Genomic DNA, 24231 nt, shown 5'->3' with positions numbered 1-24231 from the left:
CGATGATGGCCGCCGCGACCTACTCGCCGGCCAGCCAGTCGAGAGACCAATGCGCCGGCTTTTCCACGGCAAGCAATCTGTGCAGCGCCGGCAACACGGTTCGCAGCTCGCCTTCCAGCGTGAATGGCGGGTTGACCACCACCATGCCGCTGCCGTCGAGGCTTGGTTCGGTCGAAGACGGCCTGATCTCGAATTCTATGTCGAGCAGCTTGGGGATGCCGGACTGCCGCAGCGCCTTTCTGAAGGCGATGATCGCCCTGCGGTCCTTGATCGGATACCACAGCGCATAAATGCCGCCGGGCCACCGCTTGTGCGCCCTTTCGAGCCCATCGACGAGACGGTCGAATTCGCCCGCTTCCTCGAATGGTGGATCGATGAGCACCAGGCCGCGCCTTTCCTTCGGCGGCAGATGCGCCCCGAGCGCCAGCCAGCCGTCGAGTTCCATCACCCTCGTCTGGAAATCGCCGCCGAATTCCGTCCTCAGCCTCGCGGCATCCTTGGGATGCAGTTCGATCGCCGACAGCCGGTCCTGCTTGCGCATGAGATGTCGCGCGATCAGGGGCGAGCCCGGATATCTCTTCACCCCGCCATCAGGGTTGATCGACCGAACTGCCTCGAGATAGGGCGCGAGCAGCGCCGCCGCGGACGCGTCGAACGAAGCATCGATCAGCCGGCCGATGCCGCCTTGCCACTCTCCGGTCTTCTGCGCTTCGACCGACGACAGATCGTAGCGGCCGATGCCGGCATGGGTGTCGATGACGCGAAACGCCTTGTCCTTCTGTTTCAGATATTCGAGCAACCGCGTCAGCACGACATGCTTGACGACGTCAGCAAAATTCCCGGCGTGGTAGGCGTGGCGATAATTCAAGCGGAACCCCTGCCCCAGCGTGGCGGTGGCGGCTGCGAGTTCGGATTTTCCGGTCGGCCGCCGCGGCCACCAAAACGCATGGCCAGTATCAGCCCAATCAGACCGGCGGCCATCAGCGAAAGGCCGACCGGCCGCGCGCGACCGTCGATCTCGCCGACACCGGAGCGCAGGATGAGGTCGACCGCCCGCATCGGGATGTCCTCGGCGTCGCCCGGGCCGACGGTGAAAGTGTAGGGACCGGGGCTGACGGCCGGGATCAGGCCGGCCTCATCGCGAAAAATCTTGTCGGGCAGTTGCGGGCTGGCCTGGCGCGGATTGTCGGAATGGTTGAACTGCAGCGTCGAGGCGAGAACCGTTCGGCCATTGGTGGCGGCGGTCAGCGTCAGCACCGTGCGCTGCTGCGAAACGATGCGCTCGGCCCTGGCGGTCAGGTCGACCAACACCCGCACCGGCGCGTCGTGACCGGAGAGCGGCACCGTCAGCGGCTTGAACCGGCCTTGCTCGTAGACCCGCCAGGTGCCGATCTCATGACCGGAGAAATTGGTCATCGCCCAGGGATAGATGACACCGATGCCAATGCCGGCGAGCAGGATCAGGACAAATAGAAAGCGCATTCAGAAAGTCACCTTGTAAATCGCCCCTTGCCGGACAACCAGCTTGCACCGGTCCGTTGCGCAGTTCCAATTCGTCCAGCAGCGCGCAGACTCCATCTTGTCCAGCAGTATGTCGAGACCGCCCGAATGTCTTGTCGAATCCCATGACGCCAAGAAGTGCCGCTGCGGTCTGCCTACGCCTTGCGTTCCCAACGGCGATCCGGCGTCTGCTGCCAGTAAGTCACCGCATGGCCAGCGTCCTTCATCGTCTTCCAGTGCCCGCGGGCCGCCTCGACCTGGGCGGCGTCGTGGCCGTCGAACAGGAACACGGCCCGCTCATAACCGCCAAGCTCAGGCGGCATGGCGCCGTCGACCAGGAACCTTATCTTTGCCTCGTTCGGGTTGCCGTCGCCGGTGGTCAACAGGATCGGCTGTTCGCCGGGATAAGCCTCACGATCAGTCGCATGGGCGAGAAACGAATCGTCGCGAAAGGTCCACAGATGCTGGTCGAGCGCGTCGCGGCGCTCCTCCGTGCCGGTCTGCACCACGACACGCCAACCACGATCGATGCTGCGCTCCAGCAGGCCGGGCAGCGCATCTTCCAGCGTTGACTCGGTCAGATGGTAGAAGAGGACGTCGGCCATTTCAGTCTATACCGGTTGACCCCGCTCACTGTTCATAATTGTCACGCACCAGCCGGTCGAGCAGCCTGACGCCGAAACCCGAGCCCCAGGACTGGTTGATCTCGTTCGACGGCGACCCCATCGCCGTGCCGGCAATGTCGAGATGCGCCCATGGCGTATCCTTGACGAAGCGCTGCAGGAATTGCGCCGCGATGATGGCGCCGCCATAGCGACCGCCAATGTTCTTCATGTCGGCGTTCTTGGAATCGATCAGCTTGTCATATTCGGCGCCGAGCGGCATGCGCCACAACCGCTCCTGCGTTGCCTGCCCCGCCGCCGTCAGCTTTTCGGCCAGGTCGTCATTGTTGGAAAACAGGCCCGCATAATGCTGGCCGAGCGCCACCATGATGGCGCCAGTCAGCGTCGCCAGGTTGACCATGAATTTCGGCTGGAAACGGTCGTTGCAGTACCACAGTGCATCGGCCAGAACCAGGCGGCCTTCCGCGTCGGTGTTGAGCACCTCGATGGTCTGGCCCGACATCGACGTGACGATATCGCCGGGGCGCTGGGCATGGCCGTCGACCGCGTTTTCGACAAGGCCGATGACACCGACGACATTGGCCTTCGCCTTGCGAGCAGCCAAGGCATGCATCAGGCCGGTGACGGCTGCCGCGCCGCCCATGTCGCCCTTCATGTCTTCCATGCCCGAGGCCGGCTTCATCGAATTGCCACCGGTGTCGAATGTGACGCCCTTGCCAACGAAAGCGACCGGGCTGTCCTTCGGCTTGCCGCCGTTCCATTGCATGATCGCCATGCGGGCGCCGCGCGGCGAACCTTGCGCGACGCCAAGCAGCGAGCCCATGCCGAGCTTCTTCATCTCCTTCTCGGCGATGATTTCGACCTTGACGCCGAGCGCCTCGAGTTCCTTGGCGCGAGCGGCGAACTCAACCGGCCCCAGCACGTTTGCCGGTTCGTTGACGAGGTCGCGCGCTAGAAGCACGCCATCGATCACGGCCTCCGCATCGGTGAAGGCCTTTTTCGCAGCGGTCGGATCGGCGGTCTGGATGGTTATCTTGACCGGCTTCTTCGGCTCCGCCTTGCCGTCATCCTTGTCCTTCCTGGTCTTGTACTTGTCGAAGGCATAGCTGCGCAGAAGAATGCCGGCGGCAAGGCTTGCCGCATCCTTGCCGCTCGGCGAGGCGCCGACCAGATCGAGCACCACGGTCACATCGGTCGCCTTGCGCAGCGACGTGGCGATGGTGCCGCCGAGCTTCAGCCAGGCATAGTCGTCGAGCCCCGACGCCTTGCCGGCGCCTATGGCGACAAGCCTGTCGAGCGAGGTTGCTTCGGGTGCCAGCACTTCCACCACGCCGGCGAACTTGCCCGTGAACTCCGCCACCGGAAAGGCCCGCTCCAGCGTCTTGCCGGGATCGCAAGCCTTGGCGGCGTCGCTCAGTCCGCCCTCATCCGCCGACAGCACGAAGACGCTGCCCTTCTTGTTCGCCGCGGTTTGGGGTGCGGAAAATTTGGCGAAGGCGATCGTCGGTCTTTGATTCATCATGTCCTGCTTTCGGGGAATGCGTAGCTTGCCGGGAAGGTTTGGCTCGAGGGAAGCGGTGTGAAGCGATGCGCGACATTTGGTCGTTTTCCGGCATTTGGCAAGACTTTGCCAAATTCGCGCCCCATATGACCAACGGAATCGATGGCGATTCGTCGCGGCACGGCCCCGCATCTTGCCGCAACTTGTTGTTAACCATCGATGTTCTCCCTTTCTTATCCATTCCCGCCGACACTCCAGCCCACCGGGAGCGTGATCTGGGACAGCAACCGGATCGACCATCTGATGGAGCCAGTTGTGCAGGCGCCGCCGGACAGCTACCCTTGTGCGGTGGCATGATGCCGTTCGAAAAAATCGAGAAAAGCCTTCATGAAGGTCATTGAACGCTACATCATGCGCCGCGCTTTCGTGGTCTTCATGGCAGCGCTTGTTTGGACGCTGGCCATCGTGTGGACGACGCAGGTGCTGGCAAAGATCGACCTGGTTACCGACAGCGGCCAGTCGGCGCTGACCTTCTTCGAAGTCGCCGCCCTCATTCTTCCCTCGATCGTCCCGATCGTCGTGCCTTTTGCGCTGGTGGTGGCTGTCGCACAGACACTCAGTGCCATGAATTCGGATTCGGAGCTTGCCGTCGTCAACGCCTCGGGCGCCTCGCGCTGGACGATCGTGCGGCCGATCATGCTGCTGGCTCTCGCGGCCAGCGTCTTTTCCTTTGCAGTCGACAACGGCATCGACCCCTACGCGCGCCAGAAAAACCGGGCCCTGGTGGCGTCGTCACGCGCGGATCTGTTGTCGCTGATCATCCAGGAAGGCACCTTCCGCAAGATCGAGGACGGACTGTTCCTGCAGATCGGCGAACGGCTTCCCGACAATCGTCTGGGCGGCATCTTCGTCGCGGATTCGCGTGAGGAAGGGGTCAACCTCGTCTACTACGCCAAGACCGGCAGCATCGTCGAGCGCGGCGGCGAAAAGGTGTTGATGATGAATGACGGCGTCATTCACCGCAAAACGCTGACCGGCGACCTTTCGGTCATCCGGTTCACCTCCTATGCCTTCGACATGTCGGCCTTCATGGCGGCGGCTTCGGAGGTGACGCTGCTGCCGAAGGACCAGACGACTCAGTACCTGCTCAACCCGAGCGCCAACGACAAGAATTTTCAGCAACGTCCCAACGAATACCGGGCCGAGATCGACCAGCGGTTTTCGGAATGGACCTATTCCATGGTCTTCGCGCTCATCGCGCTCGCGGTCGCCGGAGACGCCCGCTCGCATCGCGAGGCGCGCGTCAATCCGCTGATCACGGCCATCACGATATCGCTGTTCGTGCGCTGGCTGGGTTTCTTTGCCGCCAGCAAGGCCGATGAAATCCCGCAATATGCCTATATGGTCTATGGCGTGCCCATCGTGGCGTCAGCGGTGGCGATCTGGTTCATCGTCTCCAACCGGACCATGGAACTGCCGGTGGCCTGGGCGGACTGGATGACAAACTTCGCCGCCCGCGTCGGTGATGGCTGGAATGCCGTCAAACTGCGTTTGTCCGGGCGTGGCACTTCAGGGCAAGGGGTCAGCTGATGGGCTGGACACTGGGCCGCTATTTCTTCTTCCGCTATGTGACGATTACCATCTGGTTCTTCATCGGCCTGCTGGCGCTGGTGTTCCTGATCGATTTCACCGAGCTTTCCGGCCGCACGACTGGCCTGCCCGGCTTCACCTATGGGACCGCAGTGGCCATTTCGGCGCTCCGGATGCCGATGATCATGCTGCAGACGGTGCCGTTCGTCGGTCTCTTCTCGGCGATGGCGACGCTGGTGTCGCTCAACCGACGGTATGAGCTGGTCATCGCGCGTTCCGCCGGCGTTTCCGCCTGGCAATTCCTGTTGCCTTGCTGCATCGGAGCGTTGCTGTTCGGCGTGCTGTCGGTCGGCATCATCAATCCGCTCGCCGCGCACGCCTTTTCGTGGTCCGAGCAGATCGAGACCCAGTTGCGCTCCGGCAAGTCGAACACGGTTTCGGCCGATGCCGCACCGTGGATCCGGCAGAAAACCGCTTCCGGAGACACCATCATCGGCGCGCGGGCCATCCTCAACCAGGGACTGGAGATGGCCGATGCCGTCTTTTTCATTCTCGACCCGCAAGGCGACATCGTCGAGCGCAAGGACGCGGCGCGCGCCTTCCTGCGCGACGGCTATTGGGAACTGCAGGACGTCAAGACCTTCAGGAACGGCACCATCCAGCCATCGGCAAGCGATCGCGTGCCGACCAACCTTAAGCCTGAATTCGTGCAGGAACGGCTGGCGCGCCCAGAAACCATCCCGTTCTATGACCTGCCCGGAAAGATCGAGGTTGCCCGCTCCTTCGGTCTCAAGGCAAATGCCTTTGCCATGCAGTTTGATTCGCTGGTGGCGTTGCCGTTCCTTCTCGTCGCCATGACGCTGATTGCGGCAACAGTTTCAATGCGATTTGCTAGGATGGGGCAGTCAGCGACGATGATTCTGGGTGGCATCATCGCCGGGTTTCTGCTTTATGTCGTTTCGGTGCTGGTGAAGGCATTCGGCGTGGCGGGGTTTGTGCCGACTGTCGTAGCCGCCTGGGTGCCGGTCGTCGTGGCTATGTTCTTCGGGGTGACTTTCCTGCTATACAAGGAAGACGGCTAGTGAGGGAGGCGTTTTTGCCCAGCAACAGGCAGGACGGTTTGGCGCGCCTTTATGCGGCGACCGCCTTGGCGTGCCTGCTTGCCTGCGGTGTCCCGCTGCCAGCGTTTGCGCAGGACGTCGGCGACATGGCGACCAAGGTCCCGTCCGGCTCGCAGATGCTGCTGGCCGCCGACACGCTGGTCTACAACAACGACAACCAGACCGTGACCGCCGTCGGTGGCGTGCAGATCGACTATGGCGGCAATCGCCTTGTCGCCCAGAGGGTCGAATACAACCGCAACACCAAGCGGATGGTCGCGAGCGGCAATGTCGAAGTCGTCAACAGCGACGGCACCAAGATCAATTCGCAGCATATCGACATCACCGATGATTTTGCCGACGGCTTCGTCAACGCGTTGCGTGTCGAAACCATCGACAAGGCCTATTTCGCCGCCGAAAGCGCAGAGCGCATGGGCGGCGTGCTGACCACGTTCCATAATGGCGTCTACACCGCCTGCGAACCGTGCGAGGACAAGCCCGACAAAGCGCCGACCTGGCGTGTCAAGGCCAGGAAGATCATCTGGAACGGCGAGAAGAAGACGGTTCGCTTCGAGAATGCGAATTTCGAATTCTTCGGCTTCCCGCTCGCCTACCTGCCTGCGTTCGAGATTGCCGACCCGACGGTGAAGCGCAAGAGCGGCTTCCTGATCCCCAGCATCGTCTACAAAAGCGACCTCGGCGTCGGCGTCAAGATTCCCTATTATCTCGCACTTGCGCCGACATACGACCTGACCGTGACGGGCAGTGGCTACACCAAGCAGGGCTTCCTCGGTGAGGCCGAATGGCGCCAGCGTTTCAACAATGGCGAGTACAGTTTGAAGATCGCCGGGATTCAGCAGCAGGATCCCGATGCCTTCATCGACAGCGCCGGTCACAACGTCGATTCGGGTGCGGCTGGCGATCCGAACAAATTCCGTGGCATGATGGGCACCCAGGGCCAGTTCGCGATCAATTCGCGCTGGAATTTCGGCTGGGACGTGCTGCTGCAGACCGACAAGAACTTCTCGAACACCTACAACATCGACAAGTACAATGGCGCCGTCCACCAATCGTCGGTCTACCTGACGGGTCTCAACGGCCGCAATTATTTCGACGTGCGCGCAATGCACTTCGAGGTGCAGGAGGATACGCTCAACAACAAAGCCGCCGCGCGAAACGGCCAGCAGCCCTGGGTGCTGCCATCGCTCGATTATGCCTATATCCCCGACGTCTCGGTGGCCGGCGGCCAGCTGTCGCTCAATGTCAATGCGCGGGTCATCCACCGCGATGAACTCGATCAAACCTATTTCACCCCTTACGTGTCCTCTTCAGGCACGCAGCGCGTACGCGGCATTGAAGGCGAATCCGGACGTCTGACCGCCGAGGCCGAATGGAAGCGGACATTCGTCACCGATGATGGGCTGGTGGTGACGCCGTTGCTGGCACTGCAGGGCGACGTCGACTACCTCAACGCTTCATCGGCTTCGCTCGCCGCCATCAACCAGATGGCGACGAATCTGGGCGAGCAGGACGATATGCGCTCGTCGTTTGCCCGTTACATGGCAACAGCCGGCCTTGAGATGCGTTGGCCACTGCTGTTTTCCATGGCCAGCGGGTCCAGCCATGTTATCGAGCCGATGGCGCAGGTCTTTGTGCGCCCAAACGAGCAATATGTCGGCGGTCTTGCCGTGCCGAACGAAGACGCCCAGAGCATGGTCTTCGATGCGACCACCCTGTTCGAACGCGACAAGTTCTCCGGGTACGACCGTGTCGAAGGCGGTTCGCGCGCCAATGTCGGCCTGCGCTATTCCGGCTCCTACATCAATGGCTGGGGCACCAACGCCATTTTCGGCCAGTCCTATCAGCTTGGCGGCGAGAACTCCTTCGCGGCGGCGGACCTGGTCAATGTCGGCGCCTATTCGGGCCTCGAAACCACCAAGTCCGACTATGTCGGCCTGATTGGCGTCAACAGCCCCAACGGGTTCGCGGCCTCGGTCAGCGGCCGTTTCGACGAACAGACTTTCGAGATTCGCCGCGCCGAGGTGAAGGCCGCCTATTCCGGCCTGCCGGTGTCGCTGAGCGCCAAATACGCCTTCATCCAGGCCCAGCCGCTCTACGGTTTCACAACCGACCGTCACGAAGTCACGCTCGGCGCATCCACGCACCTTGCCGAGAACTGGCGCGTCTTCGGAACCGGAACCTATGATCTGCAGGAAAGCCTGCTGGTCAAGGACGGCGTCGGCTTCGCGTACAACGATTCCTGCTTCACCTATCTGATGACGTACTCGCAGTCGCGCGACCTGAATACCAGGGAGGTGACGCAAAGCATCGGCTTCAACCTGTCGTTCCGCACCCTTGGCGACTTCGGCTCGTCGACCAGTGCCGTCGATACGATCCAGTAATCGGCGACATCGTTTCGCCGCATAGGGCTGGCACGGAATTCGCGCACCCGGAAAAAGATAAAATTGGGCGGAACCGGGATAAAATTGGGATACCAACGATGAGGAAGTACCTCTTTTCAGCAGGGTTCGCGCTGCTTGTGGCGGCGACATCCGTGTCGATCACCGTGATGACGCCGCCGGCTTTCGCCAGCGAGATCAAGTACGTCGTCAACGACATTCCGGTCACCACTGGCGACATCGCACACCGCGCCGCCTTCTTGAAGCTGCAGCGCAAGAAGGGCGACGCCGCCCAGGAAATGATCGACCAGACGCTGCGTACGGCCGAGGCCAGGCGGCTTGGCATCCGGATCAGCGATGCGCAGGTCGAGGCTGCCTACCAGCGCTTTGCCTCGAGCAACAAGATGCAGCTCAGCCAGCTGGACAATGTCATGGAGAAATCCGGCGTCAGCAAGGACCACTTCAAGGAATTCATTCGCGCCCAGATGGCCTGGAACCAGGCTTTGAGCGCACGTTACCGGTCCGGCGATGGCACCGGTGCCGTCAGCGAACAGGACCTTGTCAAGAAGATGCTCGAAAAAGGCGGCTCCAAGCCGAGCGCCACCGAGTACATGCTGCAGCAAGTCATCTTCGTCGTGCCGGCCGCTGAACGCAGCGCGACCCTGGCCAAGCGCAAGCGCGAGGCCGACGCCATGCGTGCCCGCTTCAACGGCTGCAACACGACGCGCGAATTCGCCAAGGGCCTGATCGACGTCACCGTTCGCGATCTGGGCCGGGTGCTGGCGCCGCAATTGCCGCCTGACTGGGCCGAGCAAATCAAGGCAACCAAGGTCGGCGGCGCCACCGTCACGCGCGAGACCGAGCGCGGCGTCGAGTTCATCGGCATCTGCTCGTCGCGCGAAGTATCCGACGACAAGGTCGCCCAGATGGTGTTCCAAAGCGAGGGCTCCGGCGACAAGAACGCCGACGAACTCAGCAAGAAATATGTCGACGAGCTGAAGGCGAAAGCCCGCATCGTCAAGCGCTGACGTGGGCAACGCGGTGGTTGCGCTCGCGTTGAGCGTCGGTGATCCATCCGGTATCGGGCCGGAGATCGCGATCGCCGCCTTTCTGGCGCGCGGCGCCGCCGGTTTGCCTCCCTTCTATCTGCTCGCCGATCCGGTGCTGATCGCCTCCCGGGCGCGTCACCTCGGCGTTTCGCTGCCAATGGTTGAAACGACGCCAGCGCAAGCGGCGCAAGTCTTTGCCCAGGCGCTGCCGATCGTTCCGCTGGCCGCCCGCAGCATCGACAGCCCTGGCCGACCGGACCCGGCCAATGCGGCGGGAACCATCGAGGCCATCGACCGCGCCGTCGCCGACTGCCTTGTCGGCGATGCGGCGGCCGTCGTCACATGCCCCATCGCCAAGAAGCCGCTCTACGATGCCGGCTTCCGCTTTCCCGGCCACACCGAATATCTGGCGCATCTGGCCGCCCGACACAGCGGTGTCGAGGCGATGCCGGTGATGATGCTGGCCGGCCCCGATCTGCGCACCGTTCCCGTCACCATCCACATCGCGCTGGCCGAGGTGCCGAAGGCGCTGACCATCGACTTGATCGTCGCGACCGCGCGCATCACCGCCGCCGACCTTGCCAGCCGCTTCGGCATCGCCAGACCACGGCTTGCCATCGCCGGCCTCAATCCGCATGCCGGCGAAGGCGGCACAATGGGCCTCGAAGACGAGCGCATTGTCCGCCCGGCAGTCGACATGCTGCGCGCCGAAGGCATCGACGCTTTCGGCCCGCTGCCAGCCGACACATTGTTCCACGCCCGGGCACGAGCGGGATACGACGTGGCGCTGTGCATGTATCATGACCAGGCGCTGATCCCGGCCAAGGCGTTGGCCTTCGACGAGGCGGTCAACGTCACGCTCGGCCTGCCCTTCATACGCACTTCGCCCGACCACGGCACCGCCTTCGACATAGCCGGCAAGGGCGTGGCGCGGCCCGACAGCCTGATGGCGGCGCTGCGCCTTGCCCGCCAACTGGCCGACACCAACACGAAGGCGGTTGCCGCTTGAGACCGCAGGCATGAGCATGGACGGGCTGCCGCCGCTGCGCGAGGTGATCGAGCGACATGGGCTGCAGGCAAGGAAGGCGCTCGGCCAGAATTTCCTGTTCGACCTCAACCTCACCGGCAAGATCGCACGCACCGCCGGCGACTTGTCCGATGCGACCGTGATCGAGGTCGGTCCCGGCCCCGGCGGGCTGACCCGCGCATTGCTCTCCAACGGCGCGCGCCGCGTCATCGCCATCGAACGTGACGAACGCTGCCTGGCTGCCCTTGCCGAAGTGTCGGATCATTATCCCGGCCGGCTGGAGGTTGTTTCCGGCGATGCGCTGAAAACGGATTTCGCGGCACTTGCCAGAGGAGCGGCTGGAGACGGCGGCCCGGTGAAGATCATCGCCAACCTGCCCTACAATATCGGCACGGAGCTGCTGGTACGGTGGCTGACGGTCACGGACTGGCCGCCATTCTACGCCTCGATGACATTGATGTTCCAGCGCGAAGTGGCCCAGCGCATTGTCGCCACGCCCGGCAGCGATGCCTATGGCAGGCTTGGCGTGCTGGCCGGCTGGCGCACGCAGGCCAGGATCGCCTTCGACGTGCCGCCGCAGGCGTTCACGCCGCCGCCCAAGGTCACGTCCTCGGTGGTGCATCTGGAGCCGCGCGCGCACCCCCTGCCTACCGATGTGAAGAAACTCGGCCGCGTCACCGAGGCTGCCTTCGGCCAGCGCCGCAAGATGCTGCGGCAGAGTGTGAAAAGCCTCGGCGGCGAACCCCTGCTCGAACGCGCGGGTATCGATCCGACACGCCGCGCCGAAACGCTCAGCGTCGAGGAGTTCGTGCGGCTGACCAATACGGTATAACACCGTTCTTCCGGTTACAGGGAGAAGGGGCCTATCAGTCGGTCTTCTCGTCCAACAGCCCCGAGACAAAATCAAACAGACCCGGCCGCCGGTCGCGCCTCAGCCGCTCGGCGACAACGATGCCGCGCACTTCGGCGAAGGCGCGGTCGAGATCGTCGTTGACGATGACGAAATCATATTCCTTCCAGTGCTCGATCTCGTTGCGGGCGTTCTTGAGCCGCGTCTCGATCACCGCTTCCTGGTCCTCGGCGCGGCGCTTCAGTCGCGCCTTCAATTCCTTCATCGACGGCGGCAGGATGAAGATCGAGACGATGTCGGCGCGCATCTTCTCCTTGAGCTGCTGTGCGCCTTGCCAGTCGATATCGAACAGCATGTCGCGCCCTTGAGCCAGCGCCAGTTCGGCCGGCTCGCGCGGTGTCGCGTAGCAATTGCCATGCACCTCCGCCCATTCGAGCAGGGCGTCGGAATCGCGCAACCGCTCGAACTCGCGCATCGTGCGGAAATGGTAGTGAACACCCTCGATCTCGCTGCCGCGGCGCGGTCTGGTGGTGACCGAGACCGACAGCTCCAGGCTGGAATCACTTTCCAGGAGGTTGCGCGCAATCGTCGACTTGCCGGCGCCTGATGGCGACGACAGAACGAGCATGAGGCCCCGGCGGCGAATGCGCGACCCCAGATCCTTGGCAACCATCGGCTACTCCAGATTCTGGACTTGTTCACGAAACTGGTCGACCACGGCCTTCAACTCCAACCCGATCGCGGTGACGGCTGCGGCGTTCGACTTCGAGCACAGCGTATTCGATTCGCGGTTAAATTCCTGTGCCAGAAAATCGAGCTTGCGGCCGACGGCGCCGCCGCCGCCAAGCAGTGCCCGGCCAGACATGACATGTGTTTTCAGCCGGTCGATCTCTTCGCGAATATCGGCCTTGGTGGCCAGGAACGCCGCCTCCATGTGCAGCCGGCTTGCATCCAGATTGGCGGAAGCGTCCATCAGAAGCCTCACCTGCTCGGCGATGCGTTCACGGATTGCCGCCGTCTCGCGTGACGGATCCGCCTCGGCCCGCAGCGTCAGCGCCTCGATCGTGTCGATATGGCCCGACAAAAGTGATGCCAGCGCAGCACCCTCGCCCTGTCGCGCCTGTTCCAGCCCTTTGAGTGCCACCTCGAGCGCGGCCATGATCGCGATATCGAGCGCGGCCCGCACCTCTTCGGTTTCGACAGTTTCGGGAATGTCGAGGACGCCGCGCAGCGAAAGCAACCCGTCAGCCGTCGCAGGGGCTGCGCCGAATTGCTCCTGAAGGCGCTTGGCGAGCCCTGCCAGGTCCTTCAGAAAGGCTTCGTTGACGACTGGCTGCGCCTGCGCGCCGGCGGCGCGGCCGATGGTCAGCGTCGCCTGGAAATTGCCGCGCGCAAAACGCTTCTGAAGCGTCTGCCTGACGACAGGTTCCAGCCGCTCGAAACCTTGCGGCAGCCGCAGCCGAACCTCGACGCTCTTGCCGTTGACGGACTTGACCTCCCAGGCGATCGAGGTGCCGTCATGCTCGGCGACGGCCCGTGCGAAACCGGTCATGCTCTGCAAAGTCATTTCGCCCACAAATCCCTGGCGCGCCGCAGGCGCGTCGAAATCAGACGCGCGGCGCTCTTCCAAATGTCAGGGCGTCGCCTTCCGGGCAACGCCTTTCTTCTTCCTACTGGGCAGCGCCCGCATCACCGCCGCTGTCGTCGCCCCCGTCAGCCGGCTTGACGGCATTGCCGTCGCCGGCGTCGGTGCCCGCCTTGGCGGCGTCATCGGCCTGCTTCTTCTGCAACGCGCGATAGCGGGCGACGTTCTCATTGTGCTCGTCCAATGTGGCGGCAAAGACGTGCCCGCCGGTGCCATCGGCAACGAAATAGAGGTCGTCGGTCTTCGACGGATTGGCGACCGCCTCCAGTGCCGCGCGACCCGGATTGGCGATGGGCGTCGGCGGCAGGCCGTTGATCACATAAGTGTTGTAGGGCGTCGGCTTCTGGATATCCGACTGGTAGATCGGCCGGTCCGCGGGTTTGCCCTTGCCGCCGAACAAGCCGTAGATGATGGTTGGATCGGACTGCAGGCGCATGCCCTTGGCCAACCTGTTCAGGAAGACAGCGGCAACCCGCGAACGCTCGTCACCCTTGCCCGTTTCCTTCTCGACGATCGAGGCCAGCGTAACGAACTCTTCGATGTTGGCCAGCGGCAGATCCGGCGCGCGTCGCTGCCAGACATCCTCGACCAGCTTCTTCTGATCCGCCAGCAGCTTGTCGATCATCTGCTGGCGAGTCGCGCCGCGCGTGAAGCGCAGCGTGTCGGTGGCGAGACTGCCCTCGGGAAGAGTGGTCGCCGGCATGTCGCCGCTCAGCGCGGGCTCGTCGGCGATGCGCTGCAGGGCCTGTTCGACCGTCAGCCCTTCTGGAATGGTCAGCGAATACATCACCGACTTGCCGCTCTTCAAAAGCTCCATGATGTCGCGCATGGAAGCCCTGGGCTTGATCTCGTATTCACCGGCCTTCAGCGCCGAATCATTGCCGAAGGCACGCACGCCAAGACGGAATACCCTGGCGTCGCTGATCAGTCCGCGGCGCTCGAGCTGGTCGGCGATATCCTGGACGCCGGTGTTCGGCTTGACTAGGAACGTGTCGCCATTGGCCGAGGGGCCGGGCTCGGTGAACGCCTGCTTGCCCAAATAGAGCGCGACGCCCGCGGCCAGAACCATCAGCATCACCGAGGTGATGACGAAGTTCATGAACACCACGACCTGGCTGCGTGAAGCACGCGAGCGCTTCGGCGGCGGCGTACCTGCCTCCGGCCGCAAAGCCTCGCTCGCCGTCTTCGGCACGATCGGTCCGGCAGGTGCCGGCCGTTGCGCAAATTCTCCGTTGCCCACCGGATTTGTGTTCATCTTGCCCTACCGTTTGATTGCTCAACGAATCCCCAGCGGCAGAGTAGGGGCGAATATGGCAAAATTGACGGCACGCCCAAGCGTCGCCCGGTAGTCGGACGGTCAGCCATTGTAGCGCTGGAAGACGAGCGAAGCATTGGTGCCGCCAAAACCGAAGGAATTGGACAGCGCCACGTCGATCTGGCGGGCCCGCGGCTTGTTCGGCACCAGGTCGATCGCGGTTTCGCGCTCCGGGTTGTCGAGGTTGATGGTCGCCGGTGCGACATTGTCTCTGATGGCGAGGATCGAGAAGATCGCTTCGGCGGCACCCGCCGCCCCCAAGAGATGACCGATGGACGACTTTGTCGACGACATCGAAATCCTGGAAGCGGCATTGCCGACCATGCGCTCGACGGCGCCGAGTTCTATCGTATCGGCCATGGTCGAGGTGCCATGCGCGTTGATGTAGTCGACATCGGCAGGCGTCAGCTTGGCCCGGTTCAATGCCGCCGTCATGCAGCGGAAGGCGCCGTCGCCGTCTTCGGCTGGCGCGGTGATGTGATAGGCGTCGCCAGTGAGGCCGTAACCGGTGACCTCTGCGTAAATCTTCGCGCCGCGCGCCTTGGCGTGCTCCAATTCTTCCAGCACGACGACACCGGCGCCCTCGCCCATGACGAAACCGTCGCGGTCGCGGTCGTAGGGACGCGACGCTGTTTGTGGCGCATCATTGCGATCGGTCGAAAGCGCCCGGCACGCGGCGAAGCCGGCGATCGACAGCCGCGTCACCGGCGCTTCGGCGCCACCTGCGACCATCACGTCGGCATCGCCCCACATGATCAGCCGGGCAGCGTCGCCAATGGCATGCGCGCCGGTCGAGCATGCGGTGACGACGGCATGGTTCGGGCCTTTCAGCCCGTGCCGGATCGAAACCTGACCGGAGACGAGATTGATGATCTGACCCGGGATGAAGAAGGGGCTGATGCGGCGCGGGCCGCGTTCCTTGAGGATCATCGCGTTCTCGGCGATGCCCTCGATGCCGCCGATGCCGGAGCCGATCAGGACGCCAGTGGAGCACTGCTCCGCATGCGTCTTGGGTTCCCAGCCGGAATCCGCCAGCGCCTCGTCGGCGGCGGCAATCCCGTACAGGATGAAGTCGCCGATCTTGCGCAACTCCTTCGGCTCGAGCACGGCCTCTGGATTGAAGGTGGCATTGCTGCCGTCGCCACGCGGAACGACGTGGGCGATCTTGCAGGCAAGATCCTCCACCTCGAACTCGGTGATGCGCTTGGCTGCGCTGCGGCCGGTCAGAAGTTCCTTCCAGCTGTGCTCGAAGCCCATGCCGAATGGCGACAGCAACCCAAGGCCCGTGACGACGACACGCCTCATCGCAGGTCCTCCCAGGTGACGACTGCGGAAAGCGTCAGGCCGAAGCCTTGTCGATGTACTTCACCGCGTCGCCGACGGTCAGGATGGTCTCGGCCGCGTCGTCGGGAATCTCGACGCCGAATTCTTCTTCGAACGCCATGACGAGTTCAACCGTGTCGAGGCTGTCGGCGCCCAGATCATCGATGAAGCTCGCTTGCTCCGTCACCTTGTCGGCATCGACGCCAAGGTGCTCGATGACGATCTTCTTGACGCGCTCTGCGGTGTCACTCATTTGGGGCATCCTCGTCTTTTGTTTGTCTGTCTTCGTTAGCGGGCAGAATGCCGCTAATCAAGCTGAAAGATGGTCCTGCCGGAAACGCAACGGGCACGGACCGGTTTTTGCCCGAACCGCCGGGTTGCGGGCCGCATTACACGAAAATCGGCTCAGGTCCAAGGCGAAATGGTCTCTTTTCACAACCCGGCAGCGTTGCCGCCGGACCTCGTTCAGATCATCGCCATGCCGCCGTTTACATGGATGGTCTGGCCGGTGACGTAGGCCGCTTCGTTGGAGGCCAGATAGGCAACGGCCGACGCAACTTCGGCGCTGGTGCCCATGCGGCGCGTCGGAATCGCCGCCATGATCGCCTCTTTCTGCTTGTCGTTGAGCTTGTCGGTCATCGCCGATTCGATGAAGCCCGGGGCGACGCAGTTGACGGTGATGTTGCGGGTGGCGATCTCCTGCGCCAGTGATTTGGAAAAGCCGATCATGCCAGCCTTGGAGGCACAATAGTTGGTCTGGCCGGGATTGCCTGTGACGCCGACCACCGAGGTGATGTTGATGATGCGGCCATGGCGGCGGCGCATCATCGGATGGGTGAGTTCACGGGTCAGCCTGAACACGGCAGTCAGGTTGACCTCGATCACGCTATCCCAGTCTGCATCCGACATGCGCACGAACAGACCGTCCTTGGTGATGCCGGCATTGTTGACCAGAATGTCGACGCCTTCGAGATCGGCCTCCGCCTTCTGGCCAAGCGCCTTGACCTCGTCGCGGTTCGACAGGTTGGCCGGGAACAGCTTGACCCGGTCGCCGAGCTCGGCGGCGAGCGCTTCCAGCTTCTCGACGCGCGTGCCGTGCAGGCCGACGATGGCGCCTTGCGCATGCAGGACCCTGGCGATCGCCTCGCCGATCCCCCCCGATGCGCCGGTGACGAGCGCCTTGCGGCCGTTCAATTCAAACATTTTTGTCTCCTGATTGGGAAGAGAACACCCTCGCACGGGTGAGGTCAAATCGCATCCAGCTAGGCAAGCGCTGCCAATGTCGCCTCGACCTCGGCCGCGGTGCCGACCGACGCGGTGGCGATGTCGCGGTTGATGCGCCGTGCCAATCCCGAAAGCACCTTGCCGGCGCCGATTTCGTAAAGCGTGCCGAGCCCGTTCGCGCCGAACCATTCAACAGTCTCGCGCCAGCGCACACGGCCGGTCACCTGATCGACGAGGCGTCGGGCGATTTCGTCGGGGTCGCTGGAGGGTGTCACCGACACGTTGGAGACGACCGGGACGGCGGGCGCATTCCTTGCCACGCCAGCCAGGGCTTCGCGCATCACGTCCGCGGCCGGCGCCATTAGCGCCGAATGGAAGGGCGCCGACACCTGCAGCATCAGCGCGCGCTTGGCACCTTTTTCCGTGCACAGCCTTGCCGCCAGTTCGACCGCGGCCTTGGCGCCGGAAATGACCAGCTGGCCGCCACCATTGTCGTTGGCGATCTGGCACACCGAGCTTTTGCCGGCCTCGGCGCAGGCGGCTTCGACATCAGCCTGTTCGAGTCCGATGATCGCCGCCATGGCGCCCTCGCCGGCCGGCACGGCCGCCTGCATGGCATTGCCCCGGATGCGCAGCAGCCGGGCAGCATCGGCGACCGAAACGAAGCCAGCGGCCGCGAGCGCTGAATACTCCCCCAGCGAATGGCCGGCGACATAGGCGACCCTGTCCTTCAGCGAAAAGCCCCGTGATTCCAGCGCCCTGATGGCGGCCAGCGACACCGCCATCAGCGCCGGCTGCGCGTTGGCGGTCAGCGTCAAGGTTTCCTCCGGCCCTTCCCAGATCAGCCTGGACAGGCTTTCGCCGAGCGCGTCGTCAACTTCCTGGAAGACCCTGCGCGCCTCGGGAAAGGCGTCGGCGAGGTCCTTGCCCATGCCGACAGCCTGACTGCCTTGTCCAGGAAAGGTGAATGCAACGGCCATGCGAGGGCTCCCAAAGGCTGGTTTTGCTTGCCTGATAGACGAGTTTTTCTTGCCTGTGACGCAAGGCAGGCCGCCAAGTCAAGCCCACTTCGGCCCTGCCCGGCGGCAGCATTGTCGGTCGAGTGCCTGTTCCAAAAGGCTTTTTGGCGATCACTCCTGATGAAAACCGCTCACGAATCGTTTGCTGGCTCTTCTTATTTCCGCCAGAGGCGCTAGCTTTGCGTGACAATTCCATGACAATCGAGTGACGAGTTTGTCGCTGGGCGGGGAAGTTAAAGTGGCAAAGAGTTCAAAACGCGCCGGCAGGGCCGCGCCACAGTTCCTGGAAGACGATCCGTCCACCGGCTATCTGCCGGGCAGGACATGGCCGGTTGTGCGCTATGGTCTGATCAGCCTGGCGATCGCGGCCGTGCTGGTGTTCGCCATAGAGCTGATCGTGCGCGGCGATTTCGCCGGCACCATCTCCTTCTTCCTGCAGCCTCTCAAGCCCGGCTGGACCACCATCGTCGTGTTTGCGCTGATCCTGATCGGCCTCGATGCGGTGCTCGGCCGCAGTCACCAGAGCCTGATGATCGTCGCGCCGCTGACCCTGTCTCTTGCCTTTGTCGGCCATCAGAAGTCGCACTATCTCGGTGATCCGCTCTATCCGACGGATTTCCTCTATGCCCGCCAGATCTTCGCGCTGCTGCCGCTGCTCGTGCGTGACCGGCCGATGACCGCGCTCGCCATGGTCGCCGGTATCGTCGCCGGCCTGTCGCTGCTCGTCTATGGCTGGCGGCTGTGGCGCCGCAAGGTTCCATCGCTCAGCCACAAGGGCCGCGTTGCCCGGCTGACGCTGGCCGTGCCGCTGCTCGCCTTCTTCGTTTCGATCATGGACTATGCCACCTTCTCGTGGACCCGCGACCGGCTGCAGATCATCCCGATCATGTGGGACCAGAAGGAAAACTATGCCTCCAACGGCTTTGCACTGGCCTTCGCGCTGAATGTGCCGATGGCGCATGTCTCGGCACCGGCCGGCTATTCCGACAAGGCAATCGCGTCGATCGGCAGGCCCGACGTGACCGCCTCGGTACCCGACGAGAAGCCCGACATCATCGTCGTCATGAGCGAATCCTTTTGGGATCCGACCAAGCTGCCTGGCGTCACCATCACCCCGGATCCCATCCCCAATGTGCGGGCGCTGCGCTCGGGTTCGATGTTCTCGCCCGAATTCGGCGGCATGACCGCCAACATCGAGTTCGAGGCGCTGACCGGCTTCTCCAACGCCTTCCTGCCGGCCGGCAGCATCCCCTACCAGCAATATGTGCGCACGCCGACGCCTTCGATGGCGACCTTCCTGAAGAGCGAGGGCTACAGGGCGCGCGCCATCCATCCGGGCACCAACTGGTTCTGGAACCGGGGAGCGGTCTATGCCGATTTCGGCTTCAACGACTTCAAGTCGGAAGAGACGCTGCCGCCGATGGAAAAGCGCGGGCCGCTGGCATCGGACGCGGCGATGACCGATGAGATCATCCGCGAAGCCGACGCCAGCGATCAACCGGTGTTCTTCTTCGCGGTGAGCCTGCAGAACCACGGCCCCTACGAGCCGAACCGCTATTACAATCCGACCCACACGGTGCAGGCGCCGATCAGCCAGTGGGCGCGCGCGTCGCTCCTGTCTTACGCCGAGGGCTCAGCCGACGCGGATCGGGGTCTTGAACGCCTAATCGAATGGGCCAAGAAGCGCGAGCGGCCAACCGTCATCGCCTTCTTCGGCGACCACCTGCCGCCATTGGGACCGGTCTATGTCGAGACCGGCTTCCTCAAGGACAATGTCGCGCCACGCAAGGAACCGACGCCGGAAGCCGCGCTTGAACATCACCAGACACCGCTCATCATCTGGTCGAACCGCTCCGGTCCGGTCGAGAATCTGGGCGCGGTGAGCCCGGCATTCCTGCCCTATCATATCCTCACCGCCGCAGGCATCACCCACCCCTACTACACGGGTTTCCTAGGCGAGGTGCGGGAGCGCTACCGCGTTGTCGACCGCAACCTGCTGCTGACCCCGACTGGCGAGGCGACGCCCGATTGGTCGCGGCAAAAGGAGATCGACCCGACGATCAACGATTTCCGACTGATCCAGTACGACATGATGTTCGGCAAGCGCGGTGCGGCGCCCGATTTCTTCCCCGAAACGGTCGACAAGGTTGTCGCCCATACGAGTTGACACGCTCGGTCCGTTCGGGATGCGGCCCGGTCCTCTCGGGGGTCGGGCGTTCAATTCGTCAATTGCAGCTTGGAGAACTCACTGGCGATCTGCTGGAACACGTTCGGCAGCTTGGTCGGATCGTTGACGGCATAATAGTCGCTGGGATCCGAAGCGCATGCACTGTAAAGCGCGCGGTTGGCGGCCGTGTCGGATTGCAGCACCATGGTGTAGATTTGCACGCCCTCGTTTTTCAACTGAGTACAAACGCTTCTGGTCCAGCCGTCGACATTACGCGCAGCCGTGGTCTGGTTGTCCGATCCGAAGCGGCCACCCGCCAGATAGCCATAGGATGTGTAGTCGGACTTCGTCGGCTGTTCGCTGGCGCCATAGACGACGTTCTCTCCGTCGGTGAGCAACAGCACGATCTTGCTGATGCCAGGCGTCTTCCATGGCGCCCCATCGGTGTAGGGCGCGGCGGGCGACAGCACCCGCATGCCCCACGACAGGCCTTCGGAGACATTGGTCCCCGAACCGTTCCACTCGGTCATCTCGCTCGCTGCCTTGCGCAGCTTGTCAAAATCGTCGGTCAGGGGGACGACGGGTGTGGGGCAGGCGCGGTTCGGGCCGACGGTGATGGCGGAGCCCGTCTCGGTGATGAGTTCCTTGGCCGGCGCAACATATTTGGCAACCTTTTCCTTGGCGGCCTTGTCGGCCGGTAACACAGCGTCGAGCAGACTGCTGAGATCGATGCCGAGAGCGTTGCCTTTCTGCTTGGCGAGCTTGGTCTTGTCGCTGACGTCGTCGAGATAGGAATTGTTGTAGTATTTGTCCGAATTGCCGTAGGAGCCCGACGGCTTCTGGGCGTCTTCCGGATCGTCAGGCGCAAAATACGGAACGAACAGCGTGTCGGGCTTGGCCGGGTCGGGTGGGGTGTCGGAAACGTTGTAAGCCCCCGGCCGCGCCTCGACGCAGCCTTTCCATCCGGTGCCGTTCCATCCAGCCTCGGTCCATCCGGTCGCCCTGAGCTGCTTGAAAAGCGCCATATGATTGGGACGCTTGCCGTCGATGACCGGAAAATTGACGCCGTTGGTGGAGGACTTGCCGTCCATGTCGATCCAGGACGGGTCGAATTCATCGCCATCGACGTTGACGGCCGTGACGAATGGAACCAGGGAGGCACGGATCTGACGCGTCGGCGATTTTGCGGCCTCGAGCGTGTCGAGCAACGATTTCGTCGCCGTCCTCAACGCCGTCATGCGCGCCCCGGCCATGGAGCCGGTGTTGTCCAGCACCAGCACGACTTCGAGCTGGTTGTTCGATTCGACGGCCGAGGCATCGACCTCGATGTGCTTGCTGTTGCCGAACAGGAAGGCAAAATTCAGATTGACGTCCGCTGTGGCAACTGCCTTCGTCTTGATGAAGTTGATGCCCCTGTCGACGGTCAACGTGGCTTTCGCATTGCCGAGTTCGCCATGGCCGGCGAGGTTGACCTGGAAATAGCGGTCAAAGGCGTCATTGCGGGTGATGTCGAGATCGCCAAGATGCGAAGAGGCAAGGTTTGCCGCATCGAGGGCATTTTGCAGATTGCTCTTGGCCCGCATGAGTGTCGAGACATCGGTAGCGAAGGCGATAGCCGTGAGGATGGCCGGCAACCCGAGCCCCAACACAAGCGTGAAGTTGCCGCTCGTCGAGCGCCAGAATTTGTTGAGAAGCATCCTCACCCCCAGAAATGCTTTCCGCTTTTTGTGCGCGGATTACCCTGTCTTCTGCGCCTTCCATGATGAATCGACCGTTGAAAGCGGGGGCAACTCCGCACAATCCGACCACAATCCGACATTGTGGTTAAGGCCTGGTACCGGAAGCCACAAAGCCTGGCCGTTGTTGCTGCTTGATTTTTCCGCCCCTGCGACACAAGAGAGTGCCGCTTGCCCTTGCGTTGCGGCCGGATTGCTGTATAGACGCCCGCAATCTGCCGGTCCCAGCTGGGGGCTGAACGGAGGGCCGGAGGTTTTTCGAAAAGCCTCCGCGCGAAGCCAGAAGTGCTTCCGCCTCCCGTGTCTCCGCTCTCGACCGTCTCGTCATGCTCCTTTCTTCCCCGCCCCTTCGGGATCAGCGGGTCAGAGAAGTTGCAGAGGCTTTTGCCGCCGGGAACCGGGAGAGAAACGAAGAAAGGCACTGATACCATGGCTCTATACGAACATGTGTTTCTTGCCCGGCAGGACCTCTCGCAGCAGCAGGTCGATGCGCTTGTCGAACAGTACAAGGGCGTCATCTCCGCGAATGGCGGGTCCGTCGGCCGGGTCGAGAACTGGGGACTGAAGTCCCTCACCTACCGGGTCAACAAGAACCGGAAGGCTTACTACACGCTGATGGATCTTACCTGCCCACCGGCCGCGCTCAACGAAATGGAGCGCCAGATGGGCCTGTCCGAGGACGTGCTGCGTTTCCTGACCATCAAGGTCGACGCGCATGAGGAAGGCCCCTCGGCGATGATGCAGAAGCGCGAAGAGCGTTCGGAACGCGGCGGCTTCGGCGACCGCGACCGTGGCGACCGTGGCCCGCGCTCGTTTGGCGACCGTGATCGCGGCGACCGTGGTGATCGTCCGCCGCGCTCGTTTGGCGACGCCGGTGCCGATCGTGGCCCGCGCCGTCCGCGCGAAGGCTTTGAAGGGGGTGCAGAATAATGGTCGACATCAATCAGATCCCGACCCGGCGCCCGTTCCACCGCCGCCGCAAGACCTGCCCGTTCTCCGGCGCCAACGCGCCCAAGATCGACTACAAGGACGTGCGTCTCTTGCAGCGCTACATTTCCGAGCGTGGCAAGATCGTGCCGTCGCGCATCACCGCCGTCAGCCAGAAGAAGCAGCGCGAGCTCGCCAAGGCGATCAAGCGCGCCCGCTTCCTCGGCCTGCTGCCCTACGTGGTCCGCTAGGACTTTCGAGCGGGCGGCTTGCCGCCCGCTCCCTTCCCCACGGCGACGGGCGCCGCAGGGTCGCTTTCAAATCCCGAGTTGAGGTCAAGCCTCTAACTGCCCGGACAGGCAGGACAGCGACACCGGCGCCAGGGCGCGCCCAAGCTTCCTGACCTGTTCCAGAGACAATTCGGCGCTGATCCCGACGATTGGCGCTCAACCAAAGGAACAAAACCATGGAAGTCATTCTTCTCGAACGCGTTTCCCGCCTCGGCCAGATGGGCGATACCGTCAAGGTCAAGGACGGCTTCGCCCGCAACTTCCTGCTGCCGCAGGGCAAGGCGCTGCGCGCCAACGAAGCCAACAAAAAGAAGTTCGAAGGCCAGCGCGCGCAGCTCGAAGCCCGCAACCTCGAGCGCAAGTCGGAAGCTGCCCAGGTCGCCGAAAAGCTCGACGGCAAGAGCTTCATCGCCGTGCGTTCGGCTGGCGAAACCGGCCAGCTCTACGGCTCGGTTTCGACCCGCGACATCGCCGATCTGTTGACGGCTGAAGGCTTTTCGGTCAACCGCAACCAGATCCTGCTCAACCAGCCGATCAAGACCATCGGTCTCACCAATGTGGCGATCGCCCTGCATCCGGAAGTCGAGGTCACCATCACGCTCAACATCGCGCGCACGGCCGACGAAGCCGAACGCCAGGCCAAGGGCGAGACGCTGACCACCGCCGAGGCCATCTATGGCGACGACATCAACGACAACGCCCGGCCGGAGAACTTCTTCGACCCGAATTCCGAGTTCGAAGGCGGCGAAGACAACGCCTGACAATGTGAAAAGTGGTGCGCGTCCGGCTGGACGTACGCCGCTTTCATCGACATCCAGATCGTCCAGTCATTCTGGACCAATGCCCGGGCCCGTCGCCCGGGCATTTTTGTGCCAAAAGGAACTTTTCGAACCCCTATATATTGATGCAGAGTAGGACAGCCTGTCTGACCGAGAGGGGACATTTG

General features: G+C 63.0%; 23 protein-coding genes. 11 read left to right on the top strand and 12 right to left on the bottom strand.

The window, feature by feature from the left end; genetic code table 11:
* Nucleotides 1–19 precede the first annotated feature (19 nt).
* The 4 genes from NR193_RS04455 to NR193_RS04440 all read right to left on the bottom strand — a co-directional run bounded on the left by NR193_RS04455 (nt 20) and on the right by NR193_RS04440 (nt 3642).
* The gene (locus NR193_RS04455; protein ID WP_256749654.1) at nt 20–868 is read right to left on the bottom strand and encodes a 23S rRNA (adenine(2030)-N(6))-methyltransferase RlmJ; all 849 of its coding nucleotides are present in this window, start codon (nt 866–868) and stop codon (nt 20–22) included.
* Entirely contained in the window at nt 865–1482 is a 618-nt protein-coding gene (locus NR193_RS04450; RefSeq protein WP_256749653.1) for a hypothetical protein, read from the bottom strand. The genes NR193_RS04455 and NR193_RS04450 overlap by 4 nt, the downstream gene beginning before the upstream one ends.
* Nucleotides 1483–1655: 173 nt before the next feature.
* Nucleotides 1656–2105, bottom strand: coding sequence for a DNA polymerase III subunit chi (locus NR193_RS04445; protein ID WP_256749652.1), 450 nt, complete (start codon nt 2103–2105; stop codon nt 1656–1658).
* Nucleotides 2106–2130: 25 nt separating this feature from the next.
* Entirely contained in the window at nt 2131–3642 is a 1512-nt protein-coding gene (locus NR193_RS04440) for a leucyl aminopeptidase (protein WP_256749831.1), read from the bottom strand.
* 68 nt (nt 3643–3710) lie between these two features.
* Here NR193_RS04440 and NR193_RS04435 point away from each other — a divergent pair, with 68 nt between their 5' ends.
* The 7 genes from NR193_RS04435 to rsmA all read left to right on the top strand — a co-directional run bounded on the left by NR193_RS04435 (nt 3711) and on the right by rsmA (nt 11621).
* Entirely contained in the window at nt 3711–4025 is a 315-nt protein-coding gene (locus NR193_RS04435; protein ID WP_256749651.1) for a hypothetical protein, read from the top strand.
* The gene (lptF, locus tag NR193_RS04430; RefSeq protein ID WP_256749650.1) at nt 4012–5214 is read left to right on the top strand and encodes an LPS export ABC transporter permease LptF; all 1203 of its coding nucleotides are present in this window, start codon (nt 4012–4014) and stop codon (nt 5212–5214) included. The genes NR193_RS04435 and lptF overlap by 14 nt, the downstream gene beginning before the upstream one ends.
* Entirely contained in the window at nt 5211–6296 is a 1086-nt protein-coding gene (gene lptG, locus NR193_RS04425; RefSeq protein ID WP_256749830.1) for an LPS export ABC transporter permease LptG, read from the top strand. Before lptF ends, lptG begins: the two co-directional genes overlap by 4 nt.
* Entirely contained in the window at nt 6296–8716 is a 2421-nt protein-coding gene (locus NR193_RS04420) for an LPS-assembly protein LptD (RefSeq protein ID WP_256749649.1), read from the top strand. Before lptG ends, NR193_RS04420 begins: the two co-directional genes overlap by 1 nt.
* Nucleotides 8717–8814: 98 nt before the next feature.
* Nucleotides 8815–9741 carry a peptidylprolyl isomerase gene (locus tag NR193_RS04415; RefSeq protein WP_256749648.1) on the top strand — a complete coding sequence of 309 codons (927 nt, stop codon included), beginning with the start codon at nt 8815–8817 and terminating at the stop codon, nt 9739–9741.
* A 1-nt stretch (nt 9742) separates the two neighbouring features.
* Nucleotides 9743–10771 carry a 4-hydroxythreonine-4-phosphate dehydrogenase PdxA gene (pdxA, locus tag NR193_RS04410; RefSeq protein WP_256749647.1) on the top strand — a complete coding sequence of 343 codons (1029 nt, stop codon included), beginning with the start codon at nt 9743–9745 and terminating at the stop codon, nt 10769–10771.
* A 10-nt stretch (nt 10772–10781) separates the two neighbouring features.
* Nucleotides 10782–11621, top strand: coding sequence for a 16S rRNA (adenine(1518)-N(6)/adenine(1519)-N(6))-dimethyltransferase RsmA (gene rsmA / locus NR193_RS04405; protein ID WP_256749646.1), 840 nt, complete (start codon nt 10782–10784; stop codon nt 11619–11621).
* Between the two features lie 34 nt (nt 11622–11655).
* Here the strand turns inward: rsmA and gmk are convergent, their stop codons facing one another.
* The 7 genes from gmk to fabD form a co-directional block, all read right to left on the bottom strand.
* Nucleotides 11656–12312: a guanylate kinase gene (gene gmk, locus NR193_RS04400; protein WP_256749645.1), complete on the bottom strand. Its 657-nt coding sequence runs from the start codon at nt 12310–12312 to the stop codon at nt 11656–11658.
* A 3-nt stretch (nt 12313–12315) separates the two neighbouring features.
* Nucleotides 12316–13206 carry a YicC/YloC family endoribonuclease gene (locus NR193_RS04395; RefSeq protein WP_256749644.1) on the bottom strand — a complete coding sequence of 297 codons (891 nt, stop codon included), beginning with the start codon at nt 13204–13206 and terminating at the stop codon, nt 12316–12318.
* A gap of 103 nt (nt 13207–13309) precedes the next feature.
* Nucleotides 13310–14539, bottom strand: a complete 1230-nt coding sequence (mltG, locus tag NR193_RS04390) for an endolytic transglycosylase MltG (protein ID WP_256749643.1) — start codon at nt 14537–14539, stop codon at nt 13310–13312.
* 102 nt (nt 14540–14641) lie between these two features.
* A complete protein-coding gene (gene fabF, locus NR193_RS04385; protein WP_256749642.1) occupies nt 14642–15904 on the bottom strand; it encodes a beta-ketoacyl-ACP synthase II in 1263 nt (420 codons plus the stop codon).
* Between the two features lie 34 nt (nt 15905–15938).
* Complete coding sequence (locus NR193_RS04380) at nt 15939–16175, bottom strand: acyl carrier protein (protein ID WP_006203723.1); 237 nt, start codon at nt 16173–16175, stop codon at nt 15939–15941.
* A gap of 212 nt (nt 16176–16387) precedes the next feature.
* Nucleotides 16388–17125, bottom strand: coding sequence for a 3-oxoacyl-[acyl-carrier-protein] reductase (gene fabG, locus NR193_RS04375; RefSeq protein WP_256749641.1), 738 nt, complete (start codon nt 17123–17125; stop codon nt 16388–16390).
* 59 nt (nt 17126–17184) lie between these two features.
* Nucleotides 17185–18126: an ACP S-malonyltransferase gene (gene fabD, locus NR193_RS04370; protein WP_256749640.1), complete on the bottom strand. Its 942-nt coding sequence runs from the start codon at nt 18124–18126 to the stop codon at nt 17185–17187.
* A 253-nt stretch (nt 18127–18379) separates the two neighbouring features.
* On the opposite strand from fabD, the gene NR193_RS04365 reads away from it, so the two are divergent.
* Nucleotides 18380–20332: an LTA synthase family protein gene (locus NR193_RS04365; protein WP_306279952.1), complete on the top strand. Its 1953-nt coding sequence runs from the start codon at nt 18380–18382 to the stop codon at nt 20330–20332.
* A 50-nt stretch (nt 20333–20382) separates the two neighbouring features.
* On the opposite strand, the gene NR193_RS04360 is transcribed toward NR193_RS04365, so the two are convergent.
* The gene (locus tag NR193_RS04360) at nt 20383–22029 is read right to left on the bottom strand and encodes a pilus assembly protein (RefSeq protein WP_256749638.1); all 1647 of its coding nucleotides are present in this window, start codon (nt 22027–22029) and stop codon (nt 20383–20385) included.
* Nucleotides 22030–22497: 468 nt separating this feature from the next.
* Between NR193_RS04360 and rpsF the strand changes: the two genes are divergently transcribed.
* The 3 genes from rpsF to rplI all read left to right on the top strand — a co-directional run bounded on the left by rpsF (nt 22498) and on the right by rplI (nt 24046).
* On the top strand, nt 22498–22998 hold the full coding sequence (gene rpsF / locus NR193_RS04355) for a 30S ribosomal protein S6 (protein ID WP_224662198.1): 501 nt from the start codon (nt 22498–22500) through the stop codon (nt 22996–22998).
* Nucleotides 22998–23246, top strand: coding sequence for a 30S ribosomal protein S18 (gene rpsR, locus NR193_RS04350; RefSeq protein WP_006203718.1), 249 nt, complete (start codon nt 22998–23000; stop codon nt 23244–23246). Before rpsF ends, rpsR begins: the two co-directional genes overlap by 1 nt.
* Nucleotides 23247–23461: 215 nt before the next feature.
* Nucleotides 23462–24046: a 50S ribosomal protein L9 gene (gene rplI, locus NR193_RS04345; RefSeq protein ID WP_256749637.1), complete on the top strand. Its 585-nt coding sequence runs from the start codon at nt 23462–23464 to the stop codon at nt 24044–24046.
* Nucleotides 24047–24231 lie beyond the last annotated feature (185 nt).

The organism is Mesorhizobium sp. Mes31 (assembly GCF_024519675.1).
GTDB lineage: Bacteria > Pseudomonadota > Alphaproteobacteria > Rhizobiales > Rhizobiaceae > Mesorhizobium.
This window is presented reverse-complemented; position numbering and strand designations above follow the sequence as displayed.